General features: G+C 36.4%; 17 protein-coding genes and 1 tRNA gene. 6 read left to right on the forward strand and 12 right to left on the reverse strand.

The annotated features are described in order from the left end of the window. Positions 1-27: 27 nt before the first annotated feature. Positions 28-3,792 (forward strand): zinc-dependent metalloprotease, encoded by a 3,765-nt coding sequence (locus YQ22_RS10170; RefSeq protein ID WP_071341113.1) that lies wholly within the window; start codon positions 28-30, stop codon positions 3,790-3,792. Next, positions 3,789-4,475 carry a hypothetical protein gene (locus tag YQ22_RS10175; protein ID WP_071341114.1) on the forward strand — a complete coding sequence of 229 codons (687 nt, stop codon included), beginning with the start codon at positions 3,789-3,791 and terminating at the stop codon, positions 4,473-4,475. The genes YQ22_RS10170 and YQ22_RS10175 overlap by 4 nt, the downstream gene beginning before the upstream one ends. A gap of 2 nt (positions 4,476-4,477) precedes the next feature. On the opposite strand, the gene pth is transcribed toward YQ22_RS10175, so the two are convergent. The 3 genes from pth to YQ22_RS10190 all read right to left on the reverse strand — a co-directional run bounded on the left by pth (position 4,478) and on the right by YQ22_RS10190 (position 6,806). Continuing rightward, a complete protein-coding gene (gene pth / locus YQ22_RS10180) occupies positions 4,478-5,107 on the reverse strand; it encodes an aminoacyl-tRNA hydrolase (RefSeq protein ID WP_071341115.1) in 630 nt (209 codons plus the stop codon). A gap of 86 nt (positions 5,108-5,193) precedes the next feature. Continuing rightward, complete coding sequence (locus YQ22_RS10185; protein ID WP_071341116.1) at positions 5,194-5,823, reverse strand: 50S ribosomal protein L25/general stress protein Ctc; 630 nt, start codon at positions 5,821-5,823, stop codon at positions 5,194-5,196. 41 nt (positions 5,824-5,864) lie between these two features. Further along, complete coding sequence (locus YQ22_RS10190) at positions 5,865-6,806, reverse strand: ribose-phosphate pyrophosphokinase (RefSeq protein WP_071341117.1); 942 nt, start codon at positions 6,804-6,806, stop codon at positions 5,865-5,867. Positions 6,807-6,999: 193 nt separating this feature from the next. On the opposite strand from YQ22_RS10190, the gene YQ22_RS10195 reads away from it, so the two are divergent. Beyond that, a tRNA-Leu gene (locus tag YQ22_RS10195) sits at positions 7,000-7,079 on the forward strand. A gap of 103 nt (positions 7,080-7,182) precedes the next feature. Here YQ22_RS10195 and YQ22_RS10200 read toward each other — a convergent pair. The 3 genes from YQ22_RS10200 to YQ22_RS10210 all read right to left on the reverse strand — a co-directional run bounded on the left by YQ22_RS10200 (position 7,183) and on the right by YQ22_RS10210 (position 10,567). Continuing rightward, positions 7,183-8,235, reverse strand: coding sequence for a DNA cytosine methyltransferase (locus YQ22_RS10200; RefSeq protein ID WP_071341118.1), 1,053 nt, complete (start codon positions 8,233-8,235; stop codon positions 7,183-7,185). 109 nt (positions 8,236-8,344) lie between these two features. Continuing rightward, positions 8,345-9,679, reverse strand: a complete 1,335-nt coding sequence (locus YQ22_RS10205; protein WP_071341119.1) for a phospholipase D-like domain-containing protein — start codon at positions 9,677-9,679, stop codon at positions 8,345-8,347. A 12-nt stretch (positions 9,680-9,691) separates the two neighbouring features. Further along, the gene (locus YQ22_RS10210) at positions 9,692-10,567 is read right to left on the reverse strand and encodes a hypothetical protein (RefSeq protein WP_071341120.1); all 876 of its coding nucleotides are present in this window, start codon (positions 10,565-10,567) and stop codon (positions 9,692-9,694) included. A 335-nt stretch (positions 10,568-10,902) separates the two neighbouring features. Between YQ22_RS10210 and dinB the strand changes: the two genes are divergently transcribed. Both dinB and YQ22_RS10220 read left to right on the forward strand, forming a co-directional pair. Then, positions 10,903-12,117 carry a DNA polymerase IV gene (gene dinB, locus YQ22_RS10215; protein ID WP_071341121.1) on the forward strand — a complete coding sequence of 405 codons (1,215 nt, stop codon included), beginning with the start codon at positions 10,903-10,905 and terminating at the stop codon, positions 12,115-12,117. Positions 12,118-12,403: 286 nt separating this feature from the next. After that, entirely contained in the window at positions 12,404-15,433 is a 3,030-nt protein-coding gene (locus YQ22_RS10220; RefSeq protein WP_071341122.1) for a DNA polymerase III subunit alpha, read from the forward strand. Between the two features lie 146 nt (positions 15,434-15,579). On the opposite strand, the gene YQ22_RS19205 is transcribed toward YQ22_RS10220, so the two are convergent. From YQ22_RS19205 to YQ22_RS10230, 3 genes are all read right to left on the reverse strand, one after another. Then, positions 15,580-15,717 carry a hypothetical protein gene (locus YQ22_RS19205; protein WP_027065147.1) on the reverse strand — a complete coding sequence of 46 codons (138 nt, stop codon included), beginning with the start codon at positions 15,715-15,717 and terminating at the stop codon, positions 15,580-15,582. Positions 15,718-15,863: 146 nt separating this feature from the next. Next, positions 15,864-17,492 (reverse strand): carboxylesterase/lipase family protein, encoded by a 1,629-nt coding sequence (locus YQ22_RS10225; protein WP_071341123.1) that lies wholly within the window; start codon positions 17,490-17,492, stop codon positions 15,864-15,866. 399 nt (positions 17,493-17,891) lie between these two features. Then, positions 17,892-18,869 carry a Gfo/Idh/MocA family protein gene (locus tag YQ22_RS10230; RefSeq protein ID WP_071341124.1) on the reverse strand — a complete coding sequence of 326 codons (978 nt, stop codon included), beginning with the start codon at positions 18,867-18,869 and terminating at the stop codon, positions 17,892-17,894. A 114-nt stretch (positions 18,870-18,983) separates the two neighbouring features. Between YQ22_RS10230 and YQ22_RS10235 the strand changes: the two genes are divergently transcribed. Continuing rightward, the gene (locus YQ22_RS10235; RefSeq protein WP_071341125.1) at positions 18,984-19,850 is read left to right on the forward strand and encodes a DUF808 domain-containing protein; all 867 of its coding nucleotides are present in this window, start codon (positions 18,984-18,986) and stop codon (positions 19,848-19,850) included. Between the two features lie 19 nt (positions 19,851-19,869). On the opposite strand, the gene YQ22_RS10240 is transcribed toward YQ22_RS10235, so the two are convergent. The 3 genes from YQ22_RS10240 to gmd all read right to left on the reverse strand — a co-directional run bounded on the left by YQ22_RS10240 (position 19,870) and on the right by gmd (position 23,585). Continuing rightward, positions 19,870-21,216, reverse strand: coding sequence for an undecaprenyl-phosphate glucose phosphotransferase (locus YQ22_RS10240; protein ID WP_071341126.1), 1,347 nt, complete (start codon positions 21,214-21,216; stop codon positions 19,870-19,872). Between the two features lie 119 nt (positions 21,217-21,335). Continuing rightward, a complete protein-coding gene (locus YQ22_RS10245) occupies positions 21,336-22,427 on the reverse strand; it encodes a GDP-L-fucose synthase family protein (RefSeq protein WP_071341127.1) in 1,092 nt (363 codons plus the stop codon). Positions 22,428-22,472: 45 nt separating this feature from the next. Further along, the gene (gene gmd / locus YQ22_RS10250; protein ID WP_071341128.1) at positions 22,473-23,585 is read right to left on the reverse strand and encodes a GDP-mannose 4,6-dehydratase; all 1,113 of its coding nucleotides are present in this window, start codon (positions 23,583-23,585) and stop codon (positions 22,473-22,475) included. Between the last annotated feature and the right edge of the window lie 378 nt (positions 23,586-23,963).

A 23,963-nucleotide genomic window follows, 5' to 3' on the forward strand; every position in this document is an offset into this window, starting at 1 on the left:
TATTTGATTTTGGTTAAAAGTCCCTTAATGATTGCAAAATTACGCCTAGTTTTTACAATTACCATAGTATTTCTTTCCTTTTCCAGTGTAGCGCAATCTACATATTGGAAAAGTACGGAGTTGAACGGAGCGGCGAAGCGATTATCCAAACAACGCTTAAAAGTAAATAAAAGCAAGGCTTTTAAATTAGATCAAGAACAATTTACGAAGGTATTAAACGACGGTAAATCATCTAAAATTGTTTATTTCCCTAACGAGTTGGGTGAAATAATTCCCTTTTTAGTGGAAGATGCACATCTTTTTGCTGAAGGTTTAGCCGAGAAATACCCTTCCATAAAATCTTTTAAAGGAGTTGCCTTGAACGATGCAACAACGCAGATAAGGTTCAGCATGTCGCCAAAGGGTATACAAAGTACAATGAGTACATCTGGTGAAAATGGGGCATTGTTCATGCAAAAATCTACTGATGATATTTATGTGTTGTACCGTAGAACGGAACAAGAGGAGAGTGATATCGATTTTGTTTGTAAAACAGTACCGGAGGTTAAGGAGTATTCACAGAATGTAACCGCTAAATTGGTAGATGATCAAACACTGAGAAAATTCAGGATAGCTATTTCTGCATCAGGTGAGTATACAGAATTTCATGGGGGAACCAAGGCAGATGCTTTAGCGGCCATAAATGCTACGTTGACAAGGGTCAACGCCGTTTTTGAAAGAGATTTGGCTATTACTTTAGAGTTGATCGCAAATACAGATCTTGTTATATATACCAATTCAGATACTGATCCTTACACCGGTAGTTTAAGCTCTCAGGTGCAAAACACTCTAACAAGTGTCATAGGAGAATCAAATTATGATATCGGGCATTTATTCAACCAACAGGATAATACTTTGGATGGTAATTCTGGTTTTATAGGTGCTGTTTGCGTAGACGGAAGAAAAGGTAGCGGTTATACTACTTTGTCTTCTCCTATAGGCGATGCTTTTGATATTGATCTGGTAGCGCATGAAATAGGGCATCAATTTGGTGCCAATCACTCTTTTTCACATACTTCAGAAGGCACTATAGTACAAGTTGAGCCTGCCAGTGGAACAACTATTATGGGGTATGCCGGTATTACGGGAAATAATAATGTTGCCAATAATAGCGATGATTATTTTCACTACGTAAGTATTGTACAGATCAGGGATTATTTGGAAACAGTTTCATGTGGTAGTACCGAGGTACTTGGAAATACACCACCAACGTTAAGTCCATTGGTGAATTATAATATTCCAAAAGGCACACCTTTTGTGCTAACTGCAGAAGCTAACGATGTAGATACCGGTGATATTCTTAGTTATACATGGGAGCAAATAGATAACGGTATTGTAACCCAATCTACGTTCGGACCTACAAATCCGGCAGGAGCCAATTTTAGGTCTTTGCCACCTTCATTAATTCCACAACGATATTTTCCTAACCTTACCCGTATTTTGGGCGGGGAACTTACAGAGGCGTTGCCTTCAATTGGCGATGCTTGGGAAACTGTGTCAAACGTTGGCAGGGATCTCAATTTTTCAGTGACCGTAAGAGATAATGCCTTGAACGGAGGGCAATCTGTTTCTGATGAAATGACAGTTTCGGTGAGCGGTGAAGCCGGTCCTTTTTTGGTGAGTTCACAAAGTACACAAGAGACCTTTGAAGCTGGATCGGTACAAACCATAGCTTGGGATGTAGCCAATACGAACGTAGCACCGATCAATGCGGAAACGGTTACCATATTATTATCTACGGATCGTGGAATTACCTTTACTGAAATATTGGCAGAGAATATACTAAATGATGGAAGTCATGAAGTTATTATACCGAACCTACCTACCAGTACAGGGCGTATAATGGTAATGGCGGATAATAATATATTCTTTGCAGTAAACGATGCTTTATTTTCCATAACACCTTCTGAAATTGTAATGGATTTTGATGAGGTAATATTTGATGTCTGTAAGCCTAATGATTTAAATGTTTCCTTTAATTACGAAACTAATTTGGGTTTTGATGAGGAAAGTACATTTAGTGTTCAGGGTTTGCCTGCAGGCCTAACGGCAACCTTTACCCCGGCGACCGCAGATGCAACAGATACCGAAGTTAGTATAGCTATAGAAGGTGTGGCGGGTCTAAACGTAGGAGAGTACCCTATAAAGGTGGTAGCTACATCCGCTACGGTCACTAAGGAAATTACGCTTCAAGTAAGGGTGTTCGAAGACAATTTTGAAGATGTTATTCTAGTAGCTCCTACAAATGGATTTGCAAATGCTTCTACAGATATTCTTTTGGAATGGGGTACATCGATCGGTAATACTCAGTACGAGTTGGAAATTGCGAGCGATTCTGCCTTTACTTCTATCGTAGAATCTGTATCCGTATCAGGTAGTTCCTACACGCCAACCCTTTTGGATAATAATAGCACATATTATTGGCGCGTAAAACCTAAGAACAATTGTGGTGAGGGAGATTTTAGTGAAGCCTTTAGCTTCTCTACCGTACAGTTTAATTGTACGACAAAAGAATCTACTGATACGCCAATAGCAATATCAAGCAGCGGAACACCGGTAATAACGTCTAAGTTGATCTTTTTAGAAGATTTACCCATTGCGGATATTAATGTGCAGTTAGATATTGAGCATACTTTTTTAGCTGATTTGGTGGTCAGTTTAACTTCACCGGCAGGTACAACCGTTACCTTGGTTTCTAATTCTTGTGGTGATGCAAGTGACATCAATGCTATTTTCGATGATGACAGCCCTGCTTTTAATTGTGGTGTAAATCCTGGAATAGGTGGGTCTGTGAAACCATTGGGAACGTTAAGTTCCTTTAATGGGGAATCTATACTGGGTGAATGGACTTTGGAAGTAAAAGATAATGCGCCTTCTGATGGTGGACGCTTGGTTTCTTTTGTTCTTGAGGTTTGTGTTGAAGGTGACTTTAGACCAGATGCAGATAATGATGGTGTATTCGATGATGGTGACGACCTTTGTCTAAATACCCCGGCAGGGCAGGAGGTAGATGCTTCCGGTTGTGCTATTTATCGCTTTCCTTCAGAGAATTTTGTAATTACTTTAGAAAGTGAAACCTGTAGCGATAATAATGATGGGTCTTTGACCATTGCCCCTAAATTGGCATTGGATTATCAAATTACCGTGTCGGGTAATGGGGTTGATTTAACGCAAAATTTTTCCAATAGCTTTAATTTGGCAAACTTAAGTGCGGGTACGTATACGTTATGTATTACGGGTACGGATGGTACAGTTGTGTATCAAGAATATTGTGTTGAAGTACAAATAACCGAACCTGGTCCGTTAAACGTTTCTTCTAAAATTGCGGATGATGGGTCTTTAGTGACATTGAATTTGACCGGGTCTTCATTTTATACGATAGAGTTGAACGGTATAGCCATACAAACGGAAGATTCTGTTGTGCAATTAGAATTGCAAAAAGGGCTAAATTCTTTAAAGGTATATACTCCAATTGCCTGTCAAGGAGTTCATGAAGAGCAAATAGGTTTTTATGAGCGCCCGGTAGTTTTTCCAAACCCGGTAAAAGATGTAGTACAGGTGTATATAGGTGGGCAGCAAGAAGATGTTTTTGTAAGTATTTTTAGTATAGACGGTAGGTTTATCTATGATGAAACTACCACTTTGGTGAATGGCATAATTCAGTTAGATTTAAGTGCATTGGCCGCGGGAATATACTACTTAAGGTATGAGGGAAATACAATTAATGGAACAACAAAAGTAATTAAGGAATGATACGTTTTCTAATGTTCTCTTTCTGCGTAGTTATAGCTTTTTCTAGCTGTAAAAAAAAGCGTTCTGCAACACCTCCAGAAGCAGTAAGCTTAGTATTCCCCGAAGAGAATTCTGAATGTACAACCGGTGTAAGCTTAGGTACTGAAACCAGTCAGGTAGAATTTAGATGGAATTTGGCGGATAATACGGAAACGTATGAGTTACGTGTTACCAATATTGCTACGAGTACGGTGCAAACCATTGTGTCTACTTCAAATTCAGCAAAGCTGCCTTTGGCTAAAGGAGAGCAGTTTTCATGGTTGGTACGATCACGTAATAGTGACGTAGAAGAAACTGTTTCCAGTGAAGAATGGTATTTTTATAATGCGGGGTCTAGAACTACATTTGCTCCCTTTCCGGCAACTATTGAGAGTCCGGCTTCATCTTCAAGTGTTTTTAAGGACATCAATAATGAGGTAGAGCTAGTTTGGTCTGCATCTGATCTGGATAATGATATAACCGGTTATGAAGTCTATTTCTCGGTAGAAACGCCACCAATTGATCTTATACGTACGCTTTCATCAGATGTTACCAATATCAAAGTTTCGGTATCTTCAGATACGGTTTACTATTGGCGTGTAATTGTTATAGATGCAGAAGGTAATAGATCTAATACCGGGGTATATAGTTTTAAGGTGCTTTAATGCTAAGAGTTGTTGAATTGATTCATTGTTCTGGCAATGCCGGCTAAAGCGAAAGAGTTGATAATCTCAGTTGATTTTTTTAATCGCTCTGGTAACAATGCTTGCTCGTCACTGTTCCATTGTCCTAACACGTATTCAACCTGTCTACCCTTACTAAAATCTGAACCTACTCCAAAGCGGTACCTGTTGTATTGAATGGTCTGTAGATATAATTCTACATCCTTTAATCCATTATGTCCACCATTACTGCCTTTTGTTTTAATACGAATGGTTCCAAATGGCAGATTAATATCATCTGTAATTACAAGGACGTTACTTTGCGGAATATTTTCTTTATCCATCCAATATTTCAATGCCTTGCCACTTCTGTTCATATATGTTGAGGGCTTAAGACAAATAATAGTTCTTCCTTTTACCTTATAAGAACCAATGTCTCCTAGTTTTGCCGTTTCAAAGGTAAAGTCGTTTGTTTTGGCTACTTCGTCCAGTATTTTAAAACCGATGTTGTGTCGGGTTTCGGTATATTCTTCTCCTATATTTCCAAGGCCAACGATCAAAAATTTTTTCATGGGATCTTTTTCTTCGATAATAATACTCTGTTTGGTAAAAAAGGATTTAAGTAAACGGAGCATTTGAACTATAATTTAGTGCGTAAAAATACAAAAGCATCCTGATACAAATACCAGGATGCTTTTTAATAAATTTTAAACCGTTAAGTCTATTCTTGAGCAGCTTCTTCAGATGCACCTTCTGCACCTTCAGCTCCTTCTTCATCTTCATCTTCATCATCAGTAACAACAGCGGTACGTGCAGTTTTAACCTGTACTACTACTTGGTTTTCTGGATGTAAAATAGTGAAATCATCACTTAATAATGATCCTACAGAAATATTCTGACCTATTCTTAATTTAGAAATATCGATATCGAAGAAATCTGGTAATTTGCTAGGTAAAGCTTTTATTGCAAGCTTACGTTTTCTGAACAATAAACGTCCACCATTACGTACACCTGGTGAATTCCCTTGTAATCTTACAGGAATGTTCATAGTAACCATTTTATCATCGAATAACTGATAAAAATCAATATGGATGATGGCATCCGTTACAGGATGAAATTGAATATCCTGCAATACTGCATTAACAGTTTCTTTGTCTTCCAACTCAATTGCAACTGTGTGTGCATTTGGAGTGTAAACCAAGTCTCTGAACGTTAGTTCGTCTGCTGAAAAGTGTAATGGTTTATCCCCTCCGTATACCACGCAAGGAACCTTTCCAGCATTACGTAGGGCCTTCGTTGCCTTCTTGCCCACGCTTTCTCTTTCTGATCCTTTAATTGTAATTGACTTCATTATATGTATTAAAAATTAATATTCTTGTTTTGACTTCTTCGTTACATTAAAAACTTAGAAGATATGGAGTTATTGTTGTGTACCTTGTCCATGACATCGGCAAATAAATCTGCGCAACTTAAAACCCTTACTTTATCACTCTTTACCTCCGCCGGTATTGAATCTGTAATGATCAATTCCGTAAGTTTTGATTTCTCAATTTTCTCGTAAGCATCTCCTGATAATAGACCATGTGTAGCAATGGCCCTAACACTCAAAGCGCCACGTTCCATCATTAGGTCCGCTGCTTTGGTCAATGTACCTGCCGTATCTACCATGTCATCTGCTAGTACTACATTTTTACCTTTTACATCACCAATTAGTTCCATATGGGAAATAACATTGGCTTTGGCTCTTTGCTTATAACATACTACAACATCACTATCTAAAGCTTTGGAATATGCATAAGCTCTTTTTGATCCGCCCATGTCGGGTGAGGCAATGGTAAGATCTCTTAATCCTAAATTTTTTAAATAAGGTAAAAATAATGTTGATGCGAATAAGTGGTCAACCGGTTTTTCAAAAAAGCCTTGTATTTGATCAGCATGTAAGTCCATGGTGATAATTCTAGTTGCCCCAGCGGTTTCTAACATTTTTGCGACCAATTTGGCTGCAATAGGCACTCTAGGTTTGTCTTTTCTATCTTGTCTTGCCCAGCCAAAATATGGCATAACGGCTGTAATATGACGCGCAGATGCTCTTTTGGCAGCATCTATCATTAATAACATTTCCATTAAGTTCTCTGGACCGGGATGTGTTGATCCAATAAGAAATATACGGGTTCCTCTTATTGATTCTTCAAAAGAAGGTTGAAATTCACCATCACTATATCTGGAGAATATAACATTACCTAATTCCATACCATAGGCTTTGGCAATTTTTTCTCCTAAGATTTTACTTTGTGTACAAGCAAATATTTTCGGTTGCGGAACTTGGTATGGCATGTCTTTGTTTATTGTTTTCCAAATAGTTACTTCCTTGTATGGTGGAAAGCACTTGTTTTTTAGAAGGTGCAAATTTAAAAATTAATTTTGGTTGCTAATGCATAAATATTGATATTTTTAGTGGTAGAAAGAAAATTATTATTTAATTTTGCAGTCCTATTTTGATAGGATGCCAATTTTGAATGGCAAATATGCTCGAGTGGCGGAACTGGTAGACGCGCTGGATTCAAAATCCAGTTCTTCGGAGTGTGGGTTCGATTCCCACCTCGAGTACTTCTAAACCCTTTTAATCAATTGATTAAGAGGGTTTTTTGATTTTGGAAAATTCTAGTATTGCTAATGTTGATTTTGTGGAATAATTGAACTTGCTATTTAATTAGCTTGTTATGCTATCCATTTTAATTTTCTTCGCTCTTGCCTTTTTAGGTGTAATTTTCTCATTCGCCTTCAATTGCTCCATAATACTTTCAGCCAAAAATTTTGCCAAATTCACAGGTACGGCATTACCGATCATCTTATAACCTGCTGCTACTTTTTTGTAATGGAAAGTAAAATCATTGGGGAAAGTTTGTATTCTGGCACATTCGCGTACACTTAACCTTCGGTAAAGGTGTTCTTTTCCTGGGACAAAGATTCTAACATCTTTATCTATCAGTTTCATTTTGGGTGCCTGTGGGTGTATAGGGGCATGTCTGCCGCCAGCTTGTATGGTGAAAGATTGTTCGTCCCAATTACGAACCCGGTTTCTTGACATAAACATGGTAGAAAAACCACCGATCATATATTCATGATTGGCTACCTTACAATTTGTACCATTGGTGTTATTATATTCCAATGCAGGTATGGCGTTACTTTTTAGGTCATGTATGGCAGTTTCAAGAGTTACTTTGGGGAAGGTACGGGTAGGAAATTCATATTTAAAATTCAAATCTTTTCTAATACCTATAAAAAACACCCTTTTTCTATCCTGTGGTACATTGTAGTCGCTTGCATTTAGCATTTGAAATGATAGGTCATAACCTACACCTGCATTTTTTAAAAGTTTTTTAATGCCATCAAGAGCGGTGCTGTGCTTATGAATAAGCATACCGCTTACATTTTCTGCTAAAAAGAATTTGGGTTGTTTGGCTTCTAGAATTCTAATGAAATCATAGAAGAGTTGCCCTCGTTTATCTTGAATGCCTCTGGCAGCACCTGCTGCACTCCAACTTTGGCAAGGTGGTCCGCCAATGATTCCGTCGCAATCGGGAACTTCATCGGCAGGGATGTCTACAATACTTCTTTTGTCAAAGATAGTATCCGGATGATTTTTCTCGTACGTTTCCCAAATATCCTTATCATATTCGTTTGCCCAAATGACATTGAAGCCTGCTTGTTCAAAACCAAGATCTAAACCGCCCGCTCCGGCAAAAAAGGATACTACATTCATTTTTTTGTGCTATTCAATTGTTTTTGTTCTAAACAATATCTTGATTTTAAATGCTATTGCTATTACAAAAATACATTTTAGATTTTCAAAATGCTTTTAAACCAAGTATCTATTTCACTTGTATGGTCTGCTTCTTATTTTTAATATTCGCTACGTTGGCTTCAAAAGACTTTATAATATTACGGTCTTTTATGACAACATGCATTCCCACCTCGCAATGAATACCGGTATAACTTACATTTGGCATATTCTTAAATGTAGGGATGTTCACATCATCTAAATATATAAATTGGGTAGGGGTAAAATTGTAAGAGCAATAGATGAGAAGATCATCTATGATGATGTATTTTGAGTGAATGTCATTATTGATAAAGTATGTTGCGTTTTTGGTGTTTTTAAGCTGATTGTAGAATTTTTGGAAATTCCCGGTGTTTACCGGACTTCTGAATTTTACATCCTTAAATTTTTGTTCATCTTGGGGTAATGGAGCAAATGTTTGAGATAAACAGGTGACGCTAATGCCTTTGTCTGCCATTTTTAGTACCACGCCCAATATGCCTTGCCTAGTTTCATTTTTTTCTAAAGTAGAGTAATGTGTGGCGTTGAAATTATAATTAAATGCCGCTAAATGTTGCGCGCAAATGATTATTTTTTCTTTTGCCGCTTCTAGGTAATTGATCAAAGTTATTTCTAGGTGGTTAGCAGAGTTGTCGTAAAAAGGAGCGGTGATATATATTGAATCGGAAAATTGAAATGCTGCCTTATCATGGGTGTTACATGTCGTATTCAGTGAAGACCTGTAATCTTTTATGGCAATAGAACGCTCTATCAAATTCTTGTAAAACGTATTGGCTGTTTCTTCATAACCAGGTTCGTTTTCAATACAGATCATAGATTCATTTTTCACTAAATCCCTTACGGCTAAATTAGATGAGCTCATTAATAATAAATAGCCGTTTTTCTTTTTTATGTAGGCAGATTTTATATGCAGGGAATACGGTAATGTGCCCCTTGAGAATTTTTTAATATTCGCGCTGCGAACATAAAGATGGGAGAATACATAAAAATGAAAATTTTTGAGAGATGTAGATCTGTAAACTTCCCCAAAAATCTTTCTTGCTAAATTATATTTGGTAAGTTCTTGAGTTGTTTTTTTTCCGGTATCAAGGTCTTTTAAAACTTTAGGATTGTTATGGTCATAGCCCTCTAGCGGAATAGTAATTACATTTACCGTAATGCCATTTGCGGCTAGCTCTTTAAGATAGTTGTACAAATATTGATTGTTGAATAGGTACCATGAAATATTGATTTCCTTAATATTGTTCTTGTCCTTTTCAATAGTGCGTATAAATTTTTGAAGTAAGAAAGGGGAGCCACCCTGTTTATAAAAATCGAATTGATTTTTATAATTATCAGGTTCATCAAAATAGCAATGGAAGGGCATACTCAGTGTTGGTTATTTTACACTGATCAAAACCGCTTCACAACTTTGTAAATCTGAGTTAAGAACAATATTTTCTGATTTTTTTCCGTCGGTGATTTCCACGGCTACGGTATTTGGGGGCGAGTCGCCTAGGTTATGGGCATAGAGAAAAAGATCGTTAGATTTATTGGGGTCTAATTTAATTGTAAACTCTTTTTTCCAATAGGTTAGATAATACTTTTTTACTACTTGTACTCCGTTAAGATAAATAGATACGATGTCACCATCTTGCCTGCCATGGTCCCATATTTTTACAATAATGTGTTCAGAATCGAATTCAAATTCTTTGGTATATGAGATTTTTCTTCCATCAAAACTTTCTCTTACTTCAGGTTTCTTTTGGGTTTGGGCAACTTCTGTTTGCGCCGGGACAATTTGTTCCTTTGTTTTTACTTTAGATTTCTTTCTCTTTTTTTTAGGGGCAACCGTATTGGCATTTGCTAATTGCTGCTTTTTCTTTCTTTCGTCAGAGGCTGCATTGGTAATGGTAAAAAAAGGTGTTACCCTTTTGGCAATATTGTATTTGTCATCAGGAAATAATTCTATGGCAACTACCTGGTATCTATTGCCAGAACCTATATTTTTTGCTAATTCTATTCCGCTTTCAAAACCATCGTTCTTAAAAGAGCCTAGTTCTTGTACCACCATTTCATTTCTAACTAGAAAAAAACGAATAGACTTACTGGTATCTATTTTTACGGTATTCCACTCTAATGTTATTTTTTCTGGAATATTCCAGATTGTGTTTTCATTTGGAGAAGTAATGTTTATCGTAGATATCTCTTGCGTGTGGGCAATAGTAGATGATAATGATAAAACAAATAAAAATATAAAATGAAGTTGGCGCATATATACTTTCTAATCTTAAAGATAGTCTTAGTAGTAATTGTTCAAGACCCTTATAATCTACAAGATATATGACATTTAACGAAAAACTATATTAAATTAATATAAATGCTACTATTTTTTTGAAATAATATAGAAGATGAATATTTGCAATGGGAGGTAAGTTGTGTGTTTTATTGTGTTGATAGTAAGTAGTTTGTAGTGTAGTAGGCATTAAGTATATGGTCATTTTGGTTCAGAATTTTTTTCTTCATTTTTCAATGTTAAAAAATGGAAATAATCCTAATAATTGGAAATAATCCATAATTTAGCTGTCCCGCTTTTTTATAGGGGTAGTTATGAGCAAGACCATTCTTCATATAGATTTAGATACTTTTTATGTGTCCGTAGAACGATTAAATAATCGTGAGTTACAGCATAAACCTTTGTTGGTAGGCGGTACAGGAGACCGTGGTGTAGTGGCAGCGTGTAGCTATGAAACCCGTGGCTTTGGGGTACATTCTGGTATGCCCATGAAAATGGCAAGAGAACTTTGTCCCGAAGCTGTTGTCATTAGAGGTAATGCGGGTGACTATAGTAAGCACTCAGATATTGTAACCGAAATTATAAAAGAGTATGTGCCCGTATTCGAAAAATCGAGCATAGATGAGTTTTATGCAGACCTCACCGGTATGGACCGTTTTTTTGGTTGCTACCAATATGCATCTGACATGCGAAAGAAGATTATTAGGGAAACGGGGCTTCCTATTTCTTTTGGACTTTCAGCAAATAAAGTGGTTTCTAAAGTGGCTACGAACGAGGCAAAACCTAACAATCAATTAAAAATAGATGAGGGATTGGAAAAGCCTTTTCTGGCACCGCTGTCCATCAAAAAAATACCTATGGTGGGCGATAAAACCTATCAAACATTACGAAATTTAGGATTGCGCCAAGTACGTACCGTACAAGAAATGCCCATGGAGGTAATGCAGCGTGTGTTGGGTGCCAATGGTGGCGTTATTTGGAAACGTGCCAATGGCATTGATAATACACCCGTTATTCCGTTCAACGAACGAAAGTCTATCTCTACAGAACGAACTTTTGATAAAGATACTATTGATGTCAACAGGCTGCGCGGTATTCTCATTGCTATGACCGAAAACCTAGCCTACCAATTACGAAGAGGCGAGAAGCTAACAGCTTGTATTTCGGTAAAAATCAGATATTCAGATTTTAATACCTATTCAAAGCAAATGCGTATTCCGTATACCAGCGCAGATCATATTTTAATTCCTAAAATTTTAGACCTGTTCAAAAACTTGTATAACCGTAGATTGCTAGTACGCTTAATAGGCATACGTTTTAGTCATTTAGTATCGGGCAATTATCAGATCAATTTGTTCGATGATACCGAAGAAATTCTGAGCCTTTACAATGCTATGGATAACATACGAAAACGCTACGGAGATAAAAGTGTGTTGCGGGCATCGGGCATGGGAGCAAAGACCATTGGTAGAATGCATAACCCTTTTAACGGCTTGCCGCCTGTTGTACTGGCGCATCGGAAAATTTAGTTGTTGGTTGTTCGTTGTCGGTTGTTTATTAAGGAAAAAAAACGCTTCACGGCAAGCGCAAAATACCTCGCAATGACGACATCCGTTCACTAAGCGTAGTTGAAGTGAAATGTAAAGGGAAACTAGAAGTTAGAATATAGAAAATAGAGAAGAGCATTGCGCAGTACGCCGAGCGCCACATCCAAAGCGCAAAAAAAAGCACACTGCGCGTAGCGTCAAGCGAACAGCGCAAAGCGCAAAGCGCAAAAAAAACGAACAACCAACAACGAACAACCATCAACCAAAAATGTACCTAAACTGTCACACATATTACAGCCTTCGCTACGGAACCTTCTCGGAACTGGAGCTCTTGCAATTGGCAAAAAATCATGGGGTTACGCAACTGGCATTGACCGATATCAATAACACATCGGCTTGTTTAAATTTTGTTCGTAAAGCTCCAGAATATGATATAAAACCTATTTTAGGAATCGATTTTAGAAACGGGGTTGAACCTTGTTTTGTGGGTATAGCTAAGAATAACGAAGGGTTTTTAGAGCTCAACGATTTTTTATCGCATTATATTCATCATGAAAAGGACATTCCTGAAATAGCTCCGCAGTTTAAAAATGTCTTTGTTATTTATCCTTTTGAGAAAGTTTTAGAGAGTGAAAAGAAAGTCTTTGCAGAACATGAGTTTATTGGGGTTTCGGTCAATGAGCTAAAACGATTACGATTTTCAAAGTTGTTAGAGCAGCACGATAAAATTGTATTGCTACAACCTGTAACCTTTAGAAATAAGCGCGATTTTAATGCACACAGGTTGCTACGCGCCATTGCTAATAACACCTTGTTGAGTATGCTGTCGGTTACTGAGCAAGCTAATGAAGATGAAAAGATGTATGCCATGCCAAATTTGGCAGCGCATTTTTCCGAGCATAGCTTTATTTTAGAAAATACCCAGCGTTTAATGAATAATTGTGCTATTCATTTCGATTTTAGCTTGGAACGAAAACCACAGAATTTAAATGTGTATTTAGGGAGCAAGGCAGAAGATGAGGTGTTTTTAGAACAGCTGTGTCAAGAGGGCTTGCCTAAGCGGTATCCAGAAATAAACCAAGCTGTTTTAGATCGCTTAGAGAAAGAGCTCTACCTCATTAAAAAAATGGATTTTGTCTCTTATTTTCTTATTAATTGGGATATCATCTCTTATGCCCGTAAGCAGAAATTCTTTTATGTGGGGCGTGGTAGTGGTGCCAATAGTATTGTGGCATATTTGCTTTTTATTACCGATGTGGACCCTATGGAGCTCGATTTGTATTTTGAGCGTTTTATTAATCTGTATCGTGTAAATCCGCCAGATTTTGATATTGATTTTTCGCATCGGGACAGACCGGTAATGACGGAGTATATTTTTAATCGGTTCAAGAACGTTGCTTTGTTGGGTACCTATGTTACGTTTCAGTCTAGAGGGGTAATTCGAGAATTGGGTAAGGTATTTGGATTGCCAAAAGATGAAATAGATGTGTTGTGCAACGGTGATTTTCAAGCCAGCAGGTTAGATAATATATCGGCTTTGGTATTAAAATACACTCAGTTGCTACACGGCATGCCCAATTATTTGAGTATACATGCCGGGGGAATCTTAATTACCGAACAACCTATTCACTGGTTTTCGGCAACCAATATGCCCCCAAAAGGTTTTCCTACCACACAATTTGATATGGTGATTGCCGAGGATGTCGGTATTTTTAAGTTTGATATTCTTGCCCAACGCGGACTCTCCAAAATAAAAGAAACGCTCGATATTTTGGAACGTGACCGCCCTGAGGAATTTGCCAAATTCGATATTCACGATATCAAAGCATTTAAAAACGACCCCAAAATCAATAACATGGTAAAAACAGCGCAGTGCATGGGTTGCTTTTATGTAGAATCTCCCGCTATGCGTATGTTGTTGAAAAAGCTAGAGGTAGATACCTATTTAGGTTTGGTGGCGGCAAGTTCCATTATTCGCCCTGGAGTGTCTAAAAGTGGTATGATGCGAGAATATATTCTTCGGCATCGCAACAAGGGCAGGGCAGAAGAGTTGGCTCATCCGGTGATGCTAGAAATTATGCCAGAGACCTACGGAGTTATGGTATACCAAGAAGATGTGATAAAAGTTGCCCACCATTTTGCCGATTTGGATTTGGGTGAAGCCGATGTGTTACGGCGTGGTATGAGCGGTAAATTTCGCTCGCGAGAAGAGTTTCAAAAAGTACAGGATAAATTTATAGATAACTGTCGTAAAAAAGGCTATACAGAAAAGCTTATTAATGAGGTGTGGGATCAAGTGGCAAGTTTTGCCGGCTATGCTTTTGCAAAAGGGCATTCGGCATCATACGCGGTAGAAAGTTACCAGAGTTTGTTTCTGCGCGCGTATTATCCGTTAGAATATATGGTGGCGGTACTGAATAATGGCGGCGGATTCTACAAACCCGAATTCTATGTGCACGAAGCCCGTATGTTGGGCGCAACCATACATCCGCCTTGCGTAAATAGAAGTAATGCAGGTAATTGCATTTATGGTAAAGATTTGTATTTAGGGTTAGGCTATCTGCGAGAATTGGAACAACGGGTTATGGAGCGTATTTTAAAAGAGCGCTTTCTTAATGGAAAGTTTCATTCGTTAGAAGATTTTTTAGATAGGTTGATTATCTCTATAGAGCAAGTGAGTATTTTAATACGGATTGATGCTTTTAGGTTCACAAAAACCAATAAGCACGAACTACTGTGGAAAGCACATTTGTTTTTAAATAAGACTAAAAAAGTGGATCACCCTAAATTGTTCGCGCCACGACACCAACATTTTGAAATTCCATCATTATATAGCACCCATTTAGAAGTTGCCTTTACACAATTAGAATTGTTGGGCTTTAGTTTATGCAGTCCGTTTCAGTTGTTGTTAGAGCAGCCTTTGAATACTTGTGGTAGTAAAGATTTGGAGCGGTACTTAGGTAAGAATATAGATATCTACGGATATCTAATTACAGTAAAGCGCACCAGAACACATACAAAGAAAGCCATGTACTTTGCAACATTGTTGGATCAACAGGGACAGGTTTTTGATACGGTCTTATTTCCGCCCGTGGCAGGAAAATATATGTTTAAAGGACGAGGAATTTATCGGTTTTATGGTAAAGTGGTCAGTGAATTTGGTTTTCTAAGTATAGAAGTTATAAAACTACAAAAACAAGATTTTATACAAGACCCTAGATATGCCGATATGAAAACCAGCGTCAAGGTTTTTGACCAAAAGAAAACTGGAGAAGAGAAAATAGAAATTAGAGAATAGAGGAAGCGCTATTTGCAAAGCCCTATATGCTCTGCGCAGATAAAGCGTCTTATAATGTCCAGCGCAATGCGTCAAGCGTTAAGCGACCGGCGCATAGCGCCCAGCGTAAAAGCCATAAACCGACAACTAACAACTAACAACCATCCTCAAAAAGCCTCTAAAACATAACCGAATATCCAATACAGAATAAGAAATACAAAAACGGTTCCTATGCAGCCACATTTGCCACCACCTATTTTCTTTGCGCCGTACCATGCGCCAATAATTTGAATTAATTTTTTCATGGGTGCAATTTATAATATTGTTTGGTTACTATTGATGTAAAAAGTTGCTCAAAAACTTGTTTCAATAAAAAATCTCTTTTTCTTATTAAGAGCATAGATGCTATTAAAATGAAAAAGAGATGTATTTGAACGGACGGAGTTACTAATTAATTTTTGAAAGACTTATCTAAAAACTCATAACGTTCATCATTGGGAGCCTTTACTAATTTGCTTTCAGTGTCTAGAACCATAACCGGAGGAGTTGTGTCGTTGGGTTTGGAAGGATTCCATTTTGGTAGTCCTTCGCCATTAGGGTTTCCGGTTTTAATAAAATTCGCGAAATAGGTCATCATCACTTTAGAAACTTTATAATCATCTGCAGTCCAGGCATAATCATCCACGAGATAAAGATTGCCCATACAGTATTCAATTTCACAAGCATGTGGTGCTCCCACGGCTTTTGGAACAGTAGGTGAATTTGATTCCTTTGCTACTGTGCCGCCGGCTAAACCAGAAGCTAAAGTGTTATCTACTAATGGGGGTCTTAATTTGCTATATAGATATCTGTAAACCGGTTGGTCACTATTTTTTCTATGTAAGTCGAACCATTTCCAAGTACTATAAGAGATAAATCTGTCAGATGCTAAAGCAGTAGCAGATAATTCAATTTCTTTTTCAGAACTATGAGGATACAGTTCTAATACCTTTTCATATTTTTTTGGATAAGCTTCTTTGACTTTGTTTACATAGTTTTCTTTTGTATAAGGACCTTGGGTAAAAGCCATACCCGGTATTTCGGCAGAGTTCCATCCTAATAATAAAGGTACCATAGCTTGCTCTTTATTCTTAAAAATTTCAGGTAGTGTTTTAGTTAGAAAATAGCCGTCTAAAACAGTAGGAAAACGCATTTTATTTAACTCGATATATATTTCATATAGCTCTCTAGAGCTCAATTTTCGGAATTCGGTTATGGAAGTATAACCGGTATTTTTTAGAAAGTCTGAACCGATTTTTTCTGCTTCTTCCAAACTAACGGGAGACATCGTTGGCTTAATAGCGGCACCACTTTCACCAATAGCGCCTGCAATAAGATTTTTTGACAAGGGAGATGCCATTTGTTGACTTGTACCAATAGATCCTGCAGACTCTCCGGCAATAGTTACTTTATTAGGATTGCCTCCAAAAGCGGCAATATTTTTGTTTACCCATTTTAGAGCTGCATTTTGATCTAACAATCCATAATTTCCAGAAGCCTTATATGGTGCCTCTGCGCTTAATTCTGGATGTGCCAAAAATCCGAATATATTCAATCTATAATTGGTTGTAACAACCACAATACCTTCTTTGGCCATACTCTCACCATCATAACGGGGCTCAGAACCATCACCAACTACATTTCCACCGCCAAAGAAATATACAAGAACGGGTAAGTCTTTGGTATTACGGTCTGCAGGTGTCCAAACATTTAAATATAAACAGTCTTCGCTAACTCCGTTTGATCTCGATTTCATGTCGCCATAAACAATAGTTTGCATTGGTCTAGGACCAAATGTTTTAGTCTCCTTTACGCCTTCCCAGTTATCTAAAGGTTGAGGGGCTTTCCATCTTAGCTCACCTACTGGAGGTTTTGCAAACGGTATGCCAAAATAACGTTGAATTCCAGTATGCGTGTCATAATTACCCTCAATAATTCCGTTTTCAACTTGTACTTGTACAGAAAAAGAATTGGTATCCTGGGCTAGCATAAAGTTGAAGCTTAAAATGATGCTAAATAATAGAATTTGTATTTTTTTCATGATAGATGTTAGTTATTGTCTCAAAGTGTGACAATAATACATTTATTTTTTAACAAATTGATTTCACAAACGTTAAAAATTTATATTATTAATGGAAATAAGTGGTTAATTGTAGGATTTTAATGGTATTGGGAGGTGTTAAGGTGATTTTTTCAGGTATTAAGGTGAGTTTCTTGTCAACTAAAGATTCATCCAATATCTACTTTTGTGGAAATACATTGAATGATGATTGCTATTGTTTCAATGTATTGTTAGGCGATATGGGAAACTAGTGATTATAAATAATAGTGTATTGGTGTTTGTTTAAGCTGTTTTCAGTTGAAGTTTATTGGTAGATAGATAACGGACTTAAGTTTGTGGGTTTTTCAGTGAACTTGAAACTATTGATAAATGAAGCGTCTAGTGTTCACTTTTCTTTAATTGATTTAGAATATTCATAACAGTTAATCCATCTAATGCAGAGCAAGGGTTTTTGCTATATCCTAGAAAATAATCTACAGTTGCCTTTATCATGGGTTCTTGAACATGTTTGGGATTGTTGAACTCATATTCTTTATTATCTATTTCAGTATTAAGGTGAACTTTGGAGCCAAAAAAGGAAAAGGCAATACTTCCTTCCGTGCCATATATAATACATTGATCTTTTTGATCCACTTCGGAAACATTAAAATTCCATATGCCTTGAAATTGAACTCCATTTTTAAAAGATAAAACCCCATTCACTATTTCTTCCACATGATTCTTGTTAGATTGTTTGGTAAAGCCGTGCATTTGATCAATTTCTCCAAAAAAGTGAAGCATTAAATCTATGTGATGCGGAGCCAGATCATAGAAATAGCCACCACCTGATATTTCTGGTTGTATTCTCCAATTCTCTTTTTTGTCAGAAGCAAATAGTTCATTTTTAGATTGTAAAACTTGTAATCCAACGTGAAGCACATTGCCAATAGCATTAATTTCTAGTAATTCTTTTACTTTTAAGAAAGCGGGTAGTTTACGTCTGTAATGAGCCATGGTTAATTTACCTGTGCTATTTACTAATACTTCACAAATTTGGTTAGCTTCATTTGGGTTCAGTGCCATTGGTTTTTCTAAATACACATTTTTATTTGCCTTTAGAGCCTGTATGGTATAGGTAAGGTGAGAAGATGGGGGAGTGGCAATATATACTGCATTAATATATGGGTCCTGTATAATATCATCAGCATTGGTAGTCCATAACGGTACCTCATGGCGTTGTGCAAAATCTTTAACTTTAGCTTCATTTCTGCGCATGACCATTAGCAAGTTGGAGTTTTCCACTTTTTGAAAAGCAGGTCCACTTTTTACTTCGGCAACATCACCACAACCAATTATTCCCCAATTAATTTCTTTCATTTAAGGCTCTTTTTATTTCTTACTAAAGTTACAAATTAGGGATGGGTTATCTTTTTTAGGTATAGAATTCTTAATAATGAATTTGTTGAATTATTTTTGTGTAAAATGATTTAAATGGCATCAGGATTTTTTGCAGTATTGGATGACGTAGCGGCATTGTTGGACGATGTAGCGTCAATGAGTAAAATAGCTACTAAGAAGACCGCTGGTATACTTGGTGATGATTTAGCGGTAAATGCGGAAAAAGCATCAGGATTCGTCTCTCAAAGAGAATTACCGGTACTTTGGGCAATTACTAAAGGCTCTCTGCTCAACAAGATTATAATTCTACCTATCGCCTTTTTGTTGAGTGCTTTTTTACCTTGGGCGGTTACAGTGATTTTAATTTTAGGAGGTGTTTACCTTGCTTTTGAAGGTGCCGAGAAAATTTATGAATTTATTGTACCCCACAAGCATGATCATGTTTCTGCCGATACTCAACCAATGAGCAAGGCGGAAATTTTAGAACTGGAAAAGTCAAAAGTGAAATCTGCTATTCTAACGGATTTTATTTTGTCCATAGAAATTGTGATCATTGCGTTAGGTACTGTGATTGAAGAGCCTTTGGCTACTCAAATAGCGGTGGTTTCAGTTGTTGCTTTATTGGCTACGGTTGGGGTATACGGTATTGTAGCTTTAATAGTGCGTATGGATGAGTTTGGTGCTAGATTAATTAACATAAATGAAGAGACCAATACCATTTCAGATAAAATAGGGCAATTTTTTGTAAGCGCATTACCTAAGGTGATTAAAGCGCTTGCTGTAATAGGTACTATAGCGTTACTTTTGGTTTCTGGGGGAATATTTGTACACAATATTGAATTTTTACATCACCTGTTGCCTAATGTACCAGGTATTATTGTGGAATTTTTAACTGGACTTGTAGTAGGGTTTGTAGCTCTTTTGATTTTTAAAGGGGTTAAATCAATGTTCAGAAAATAGCATACAAGGTTTACTTTGTCTAGTATGCACGTGCCTCTCCTTTAATAGCATTGTATATGGTTAAGAATACAATTTTTGCATCTAGCCCTAAAGACCATTTTTCCATATAGAAAATATCGTAGCGTACTCTATTGACTATATCTGAACGTTCAATGATTTCTCCCCTACAACCTTGTATCTGTGCCAAACCTGTAATGCCAGGTTTGAGGAAATGACGGACCAAATATTTATCTACGGAACCTTCATACTGCTGCGTGTGAACAACCATATGTGGTCTTGGACCAACAACACTCATGTCTCCCATTAATACATTGAAAAACTGAGGAAGTTCATCTATACTGGTCTTTCTTAAAATTTTGCCCAATTTAGTTACCCGTACATCATTTTTAGTAGCCATTTGAGTATCACTAGTTTTATTCTGGGCCATGGACCTGAACTTATAGCACCAAAAAGTTTTTCTATTAACCCCGTGACGCTTTTGTTTAAAAAATAAAGGACCTTTAGAATCAAGTTTCATAAGGATATATATGATAGGAGTTAACCATGATAGTACTAGCAAAATTACTAGGCTTGAGAAAAAAATATCGAATAAACGTTTTATAATGCTAGAATAATCTAGATCTAAAGGAGATGCCCTAAGATTTAGTACTGGCACATGCCCATAAAGCTCTAAAGACATTGCCCTTGAAAATAGTTCTTTATTATCTGGTATTATTTTCACTTTCTTTAGACTATTATCGGCAATGTTTATTAAATATTGAATCTCTGATTTTGAGAGTCTGGAAGCCATGCAATACACCTCTTCTACGTTATTTTCAAAAATGTAATTAAAGGAACTTTCAATATTACCTAAGTAAAAAGGATTTTTTGATTCAATATTGTCGAAATACCCCATATAACGATAGCCGTATTCAGGATTGTCAAATATGCGTTTTACTTTTTGTAAGTTTTTATCTCGCCCAATTACTACCGTTCTAATTTCGCTATAGCCTTTTTTACGGTATAAATTTCTCGCCCAGTAAAATAGTATTCTGAAAACAGTGAGAAAAATACAAATCTGAAGATATACTAGAACTAAATAAATAGATGTATAAGTTTGCTGGTTAAAGAATATAAAAGAGGTAAAGTAAACCAACCCATAAACAGTAAATTGTGCGACAAAATTCTTAAAATTTGTCATAAAACTATCCCTTCGCGCAGTAGGGTAAAAGTTAATGTTGTATGCAACAATTAACCAAGTTAAGTTATAATATAGTATGCCATAAATATTTAGGTAGGTTTCAGGTATGTATACGTATAATGTAAGGTTTATGAACATTATATGTACAAAAAATGAAATTGGAATAATGAAAATTGATTTCTTCATTTCAGCTTTTAATAATGGTTGGTAAGAGCTAATGATATGTTATTACTGTTATCCATTGGTTTCAACCAATAGATAACAGGTAAATTTGAGTTTGATAGAAATCTGTAGGTAAATGACAACTATTTCTTAGTGGTATACCAAGAATATACTTGTTCTATTCCGTGTGATAAAGAAACGGTGTGTTTCCATCCAAGGTCATGTAATTTGGAGGGGTCTGTTAGTTTTTTTAGGGTTCCATCCGGTTTTTCGGTGTTAAAATATAATTCGCCCTTAAAATTTATTTTCTGCTGGATAAGTTCAGCTAAATTTTTAATACTGATATCTACACCAGTACCTATATTAATATGTGTATTGCGAACTTCTTTATTGTCTTTGTCATAACAATCCTTAAAATCTCTTTGTTCCATTAAGAAAACACAAGCGTCTGCCATGTCTTCACTCCAAAGAAACTCTCGCATTGGTTTTCCTGTTCCCCAAATTTCTAAATGAATGTTATCATCTTTCTTTTTAATACCGTATTTATCTAGGACTAATAAAATATCTTCTTTTGATGAGTTTCCATTGACTCCCTCAATGGGTAAGGCATTTAAGTCAGATGAGATAGCATCCCAATGATCATTCTCTAGGGCTTTCCCTAAATGCATTTTTCTAATCAATGCAGGCAATACATGTGATTTTTCTAAATCAAAATTGTCATTGGGACCATATAGGTTCGTAGGCATTACAGAAATAAAATTAGTGCCGTACTGTAGATTATAGCTTTCGCACATTTTAATGCCAGCAATTTTAGCAATAGCATAAGGCTCATTGGTATACTCTAAAGTATCGGTCAACAAATAATCTTCTTTCATGGGTTGTGGACAATTTTTAGGATAAATACAAGTACTACCTAAAAAAAGCAATTTTTTTACACCATGCTTATAGCTTTGGTGAATTACATTATTCTGAATCATGAGATTCTCATAAATGAAATCTGCCCTATATGTATTATTTGCAACAATGCCGCCAACTTTCGCGGCGGCAAGTATAACATATGAAGGTTTTTCGGTTTCAAAAAAATGTGAAACCTTTACAGCATCGGTCAAATCTAGTTCTTTATGTGTCCTAAAAATTAAATTTGAATAGCCTTTGACTTTAAGGTTCTTTATAATTGCACTACCGACCAGACCTCTATGACCCGCAACATATATTTTAGCTTCTTTATCTAACATTTTGAAATTTTACCTTGAATAATTGTTTGAATAGTTGTTTATTTCTTACTCAAAATAATTAAAAGTTACATATCCGCCTTCTTTCAAATATTGGTCTTTCTTCATTAGTTTTAGGTCATGTTCCATCATATCCTTTACCAAGCCTTGTAAATCATATTCCGGGGTCCAACCTAATTTAGTGTTCGCTTTGGTAGCGTCGCCAATTAACAATTCTACCTCTGTTGGTCTAAAATACTTAGGGTCTACAGCTAGTACCTCTTTGCCAATTTCTAATTGAATTTCTGGGTTATTACAAGATTTTACATATCCTTTTTCATTAACTCCCTCACCTTTAAATTCTATTTCAACACCCATTTCTGCAAATGCCATTCGTACAAATTCTCTAACCGGCGTAGTTTTCCCAGTGGCAATTACCCAGTCTTCAGCTTCATCTGCCTGTAAAATCATCCACATCATACGTACGTAATCTTTTGCATGACCCCAATCACGCTGCGCATCTAAGTTTCCTAAGTATACCTTGTCCTGTAATCCAAGGCCAATACGTGCGGCGGCTCTAGTAATTTTTCGGGTAACAAAAGTTTCCCCTCTAATGGGCGACTCATGGTTAAATAAAATACCGTTACAAGCAAACATGTTATAAGCTTCCCTGTAATTTACCGTAATCCAAAATGCATACATTTTTGCAACTGCATAGGGACTTCTTGGGTAAAAAGGAGTAGTTTCAGATTGTGGTACCTCTTGTACCTTACCGTATAATTCTGAAGTAGACGCCTGGTAGATTCTTGTTTTTTTCTCTAGCCCTAGTAGACGAACTGCATCCAATATTCTTAAAGTACCTAGTCCATCTGCATTTCCTGTATATTCAGGAACTTCAAATGATACATGAACGTGACTCATGGCCGCTAGGTTATATATTTCGTCAGGCTGAATCTCTTGTATTAATCTTATCAGGTTAGTACTATCGGTCATATCACCATAATGAAGTACAAAATTTCTATGTTCAACATGTGGGTCTTGATAAAGGTGATCTATTCTATCAGTATTGAAAAGAGAAGCTCTTCTTTTAAGTCCGTGAACTTGGTATCCTTTTTTCAATAAAAATTCGCTCAAATAAGCGCCGTCTTGACCTGTTACTCCTGTGATTAATGCTACTTTCATAGTGCTGTGAAATGAATTTAAATAGTATTTTATGTTTAGTTAGAAAATCTAAATTTTGTTCTAATTAATTGAATTGTTATAGAAAACAAACATCTTTTTGCCAAAGATAATATTACGTTCAATAAATTTCTGTGGGAAAAGATGTTTATTTTATTCGTTAATAAACTGGTTTTAAAAGTAAAATTATTTTTTACCACTACCTAGATTAAAACAAAATAAGCTTGAAGTTCATAATAGGGCAAACCGCCTAAAATGACTGTGGTTAATGGTTGTGAAACAAAGTTAGGATAATATTTATCTAAATCACCTTGTTAAAAACAAACTATAGACAAATTAATCATTTATTCGATAAAGTGTAGTTATTTGAAATGTTGTTCT

The organism is Maribacter sp. 1_2014MBL_MicDiv (assembly GCF_001865655.1).
GTDB classification, from domain to species: domain Bacteria; phylum Bacteroidota; class Bacteroidia; order Flavobacteriales; family Flavobacteriaceae; genus Maribacter; species Maribacter dokdonensis.

Bases quoted from the DNA above. Each gene is read 5' to 3' on its own strand.
- YQ22_RS10205 (WP_071341119.1), bottom strand. From the start codon at position 9,679: ATGCCCTTCCATTGCTATTTTGATGAACCTGATAATTATAAAAATCAA.
- YQ22_RS10210 (WP_071341120.1), bottom strand. From the start codon at position 10,567: ATGCGCCAACTTCATTTTATATTTTTATTTGTTTTATCATTATCATCT.
- YQ22_RS10190 (WP_071341117.1), bottom strand. From the start codon at position 6,806: ATGCCATACCAAGTTCCGCAACCGAAAATATTTGCTTGTACACAAAGT.
- YQ22_RS10235 (WP_071341125.1), top strand. From the start codon at position 18,984: ATGGCATCAGGATTTTTTGCAGTATTGGATGACGTAGCGGCATTGTTG.
- YQ22_RS10175 (WP_071341114.1), top strand. From the start codon at position 3,789: ATGATACGTTTTCTAATGTTCTCTTTCTGCGTAGTTATAGCTTTTTCT.
- YQ22_RS10220 (WP_071341122.1), top strand. From the start codon at position 12,404: ATGTACCTAAACTGTCACACATATTACAGCCTTCGCTACGGAACCTTC.
- YQ22_RS19205 (WP_027065147.1), bottom strand. From the start codon at position 15,717: ATGAAAAAATTAATTCAAATTATTGGCGCATGGTACGGCGCAAAGAAA.
- YQ22_RS10240 (WP_071341126.1), bottom strand. From the start codon at position 21,216: ATGAAGAAATCAATTTTCATTATTCCAATTTCATTTTTTGTACATATA.
- YQ22_RS10200 (WP_071341118.1), bottom strand. From the start codon at position 8,235: ATGAATGTAGTATCCTTTTTTGCCGGAGCGGGCGGTTTAGATCTTGGT.
- gmd (WP_071341128.1), bottom strand. From the start codon at position 23,585: ATGAAAGTAGCATTAATCACAGGAGTAACAGGTCAAGACGGCGCTTAT.
- pth (WP_071341115.1), bottom strand. From the start codon at position 5,107: ATGCTCCGTTTACTTAAATCCTTTTTTACCAAACAGAGTATTATTATC.
- dinB (WP_071341121.1), top strand. From the start codon at position 10,903: ATGAGCAAGACCATTCTTCATATAGATTTAGATACTTTTTATGTGTCC.
- YQ22_RS10245 (WP_071341127.1), bottom strand. From the start codon at position 22,427: ATGTTAGATAAAGAAGCTAAAATATATGTTGCGGGTCATAGAGGTCTG.
- YQ22_RS10230 (WP_071341124.1), bottom strand. From the start codon at position 18,869: ATGAAAGAAATTAATTGGGGAATAATTGGTTGTGGTGATGTTGCCGAA.
- YQ22_RS10225 (WP_071341123.1), bottom strand. From the start codon at position 17,492: ATGAAAAAAATACAAATTCTATTATTTAGCATCATTTTAAGCTTCAAC.
- YQ22_RS10185 (WP_071341116.1), bottom strand. From the start codon at position 5,823: ATGAAGTCAATTACAATTAAAGGATCAGAAAGAGAAAGCGTGGGCAAG.
- YQ22_RS10170 (WP_071341113.1), top strand. From the start codon at position 28: ATGATTGCAAAATTACGCCTAGTTTTTACAATTACCATAGTATTTCTT.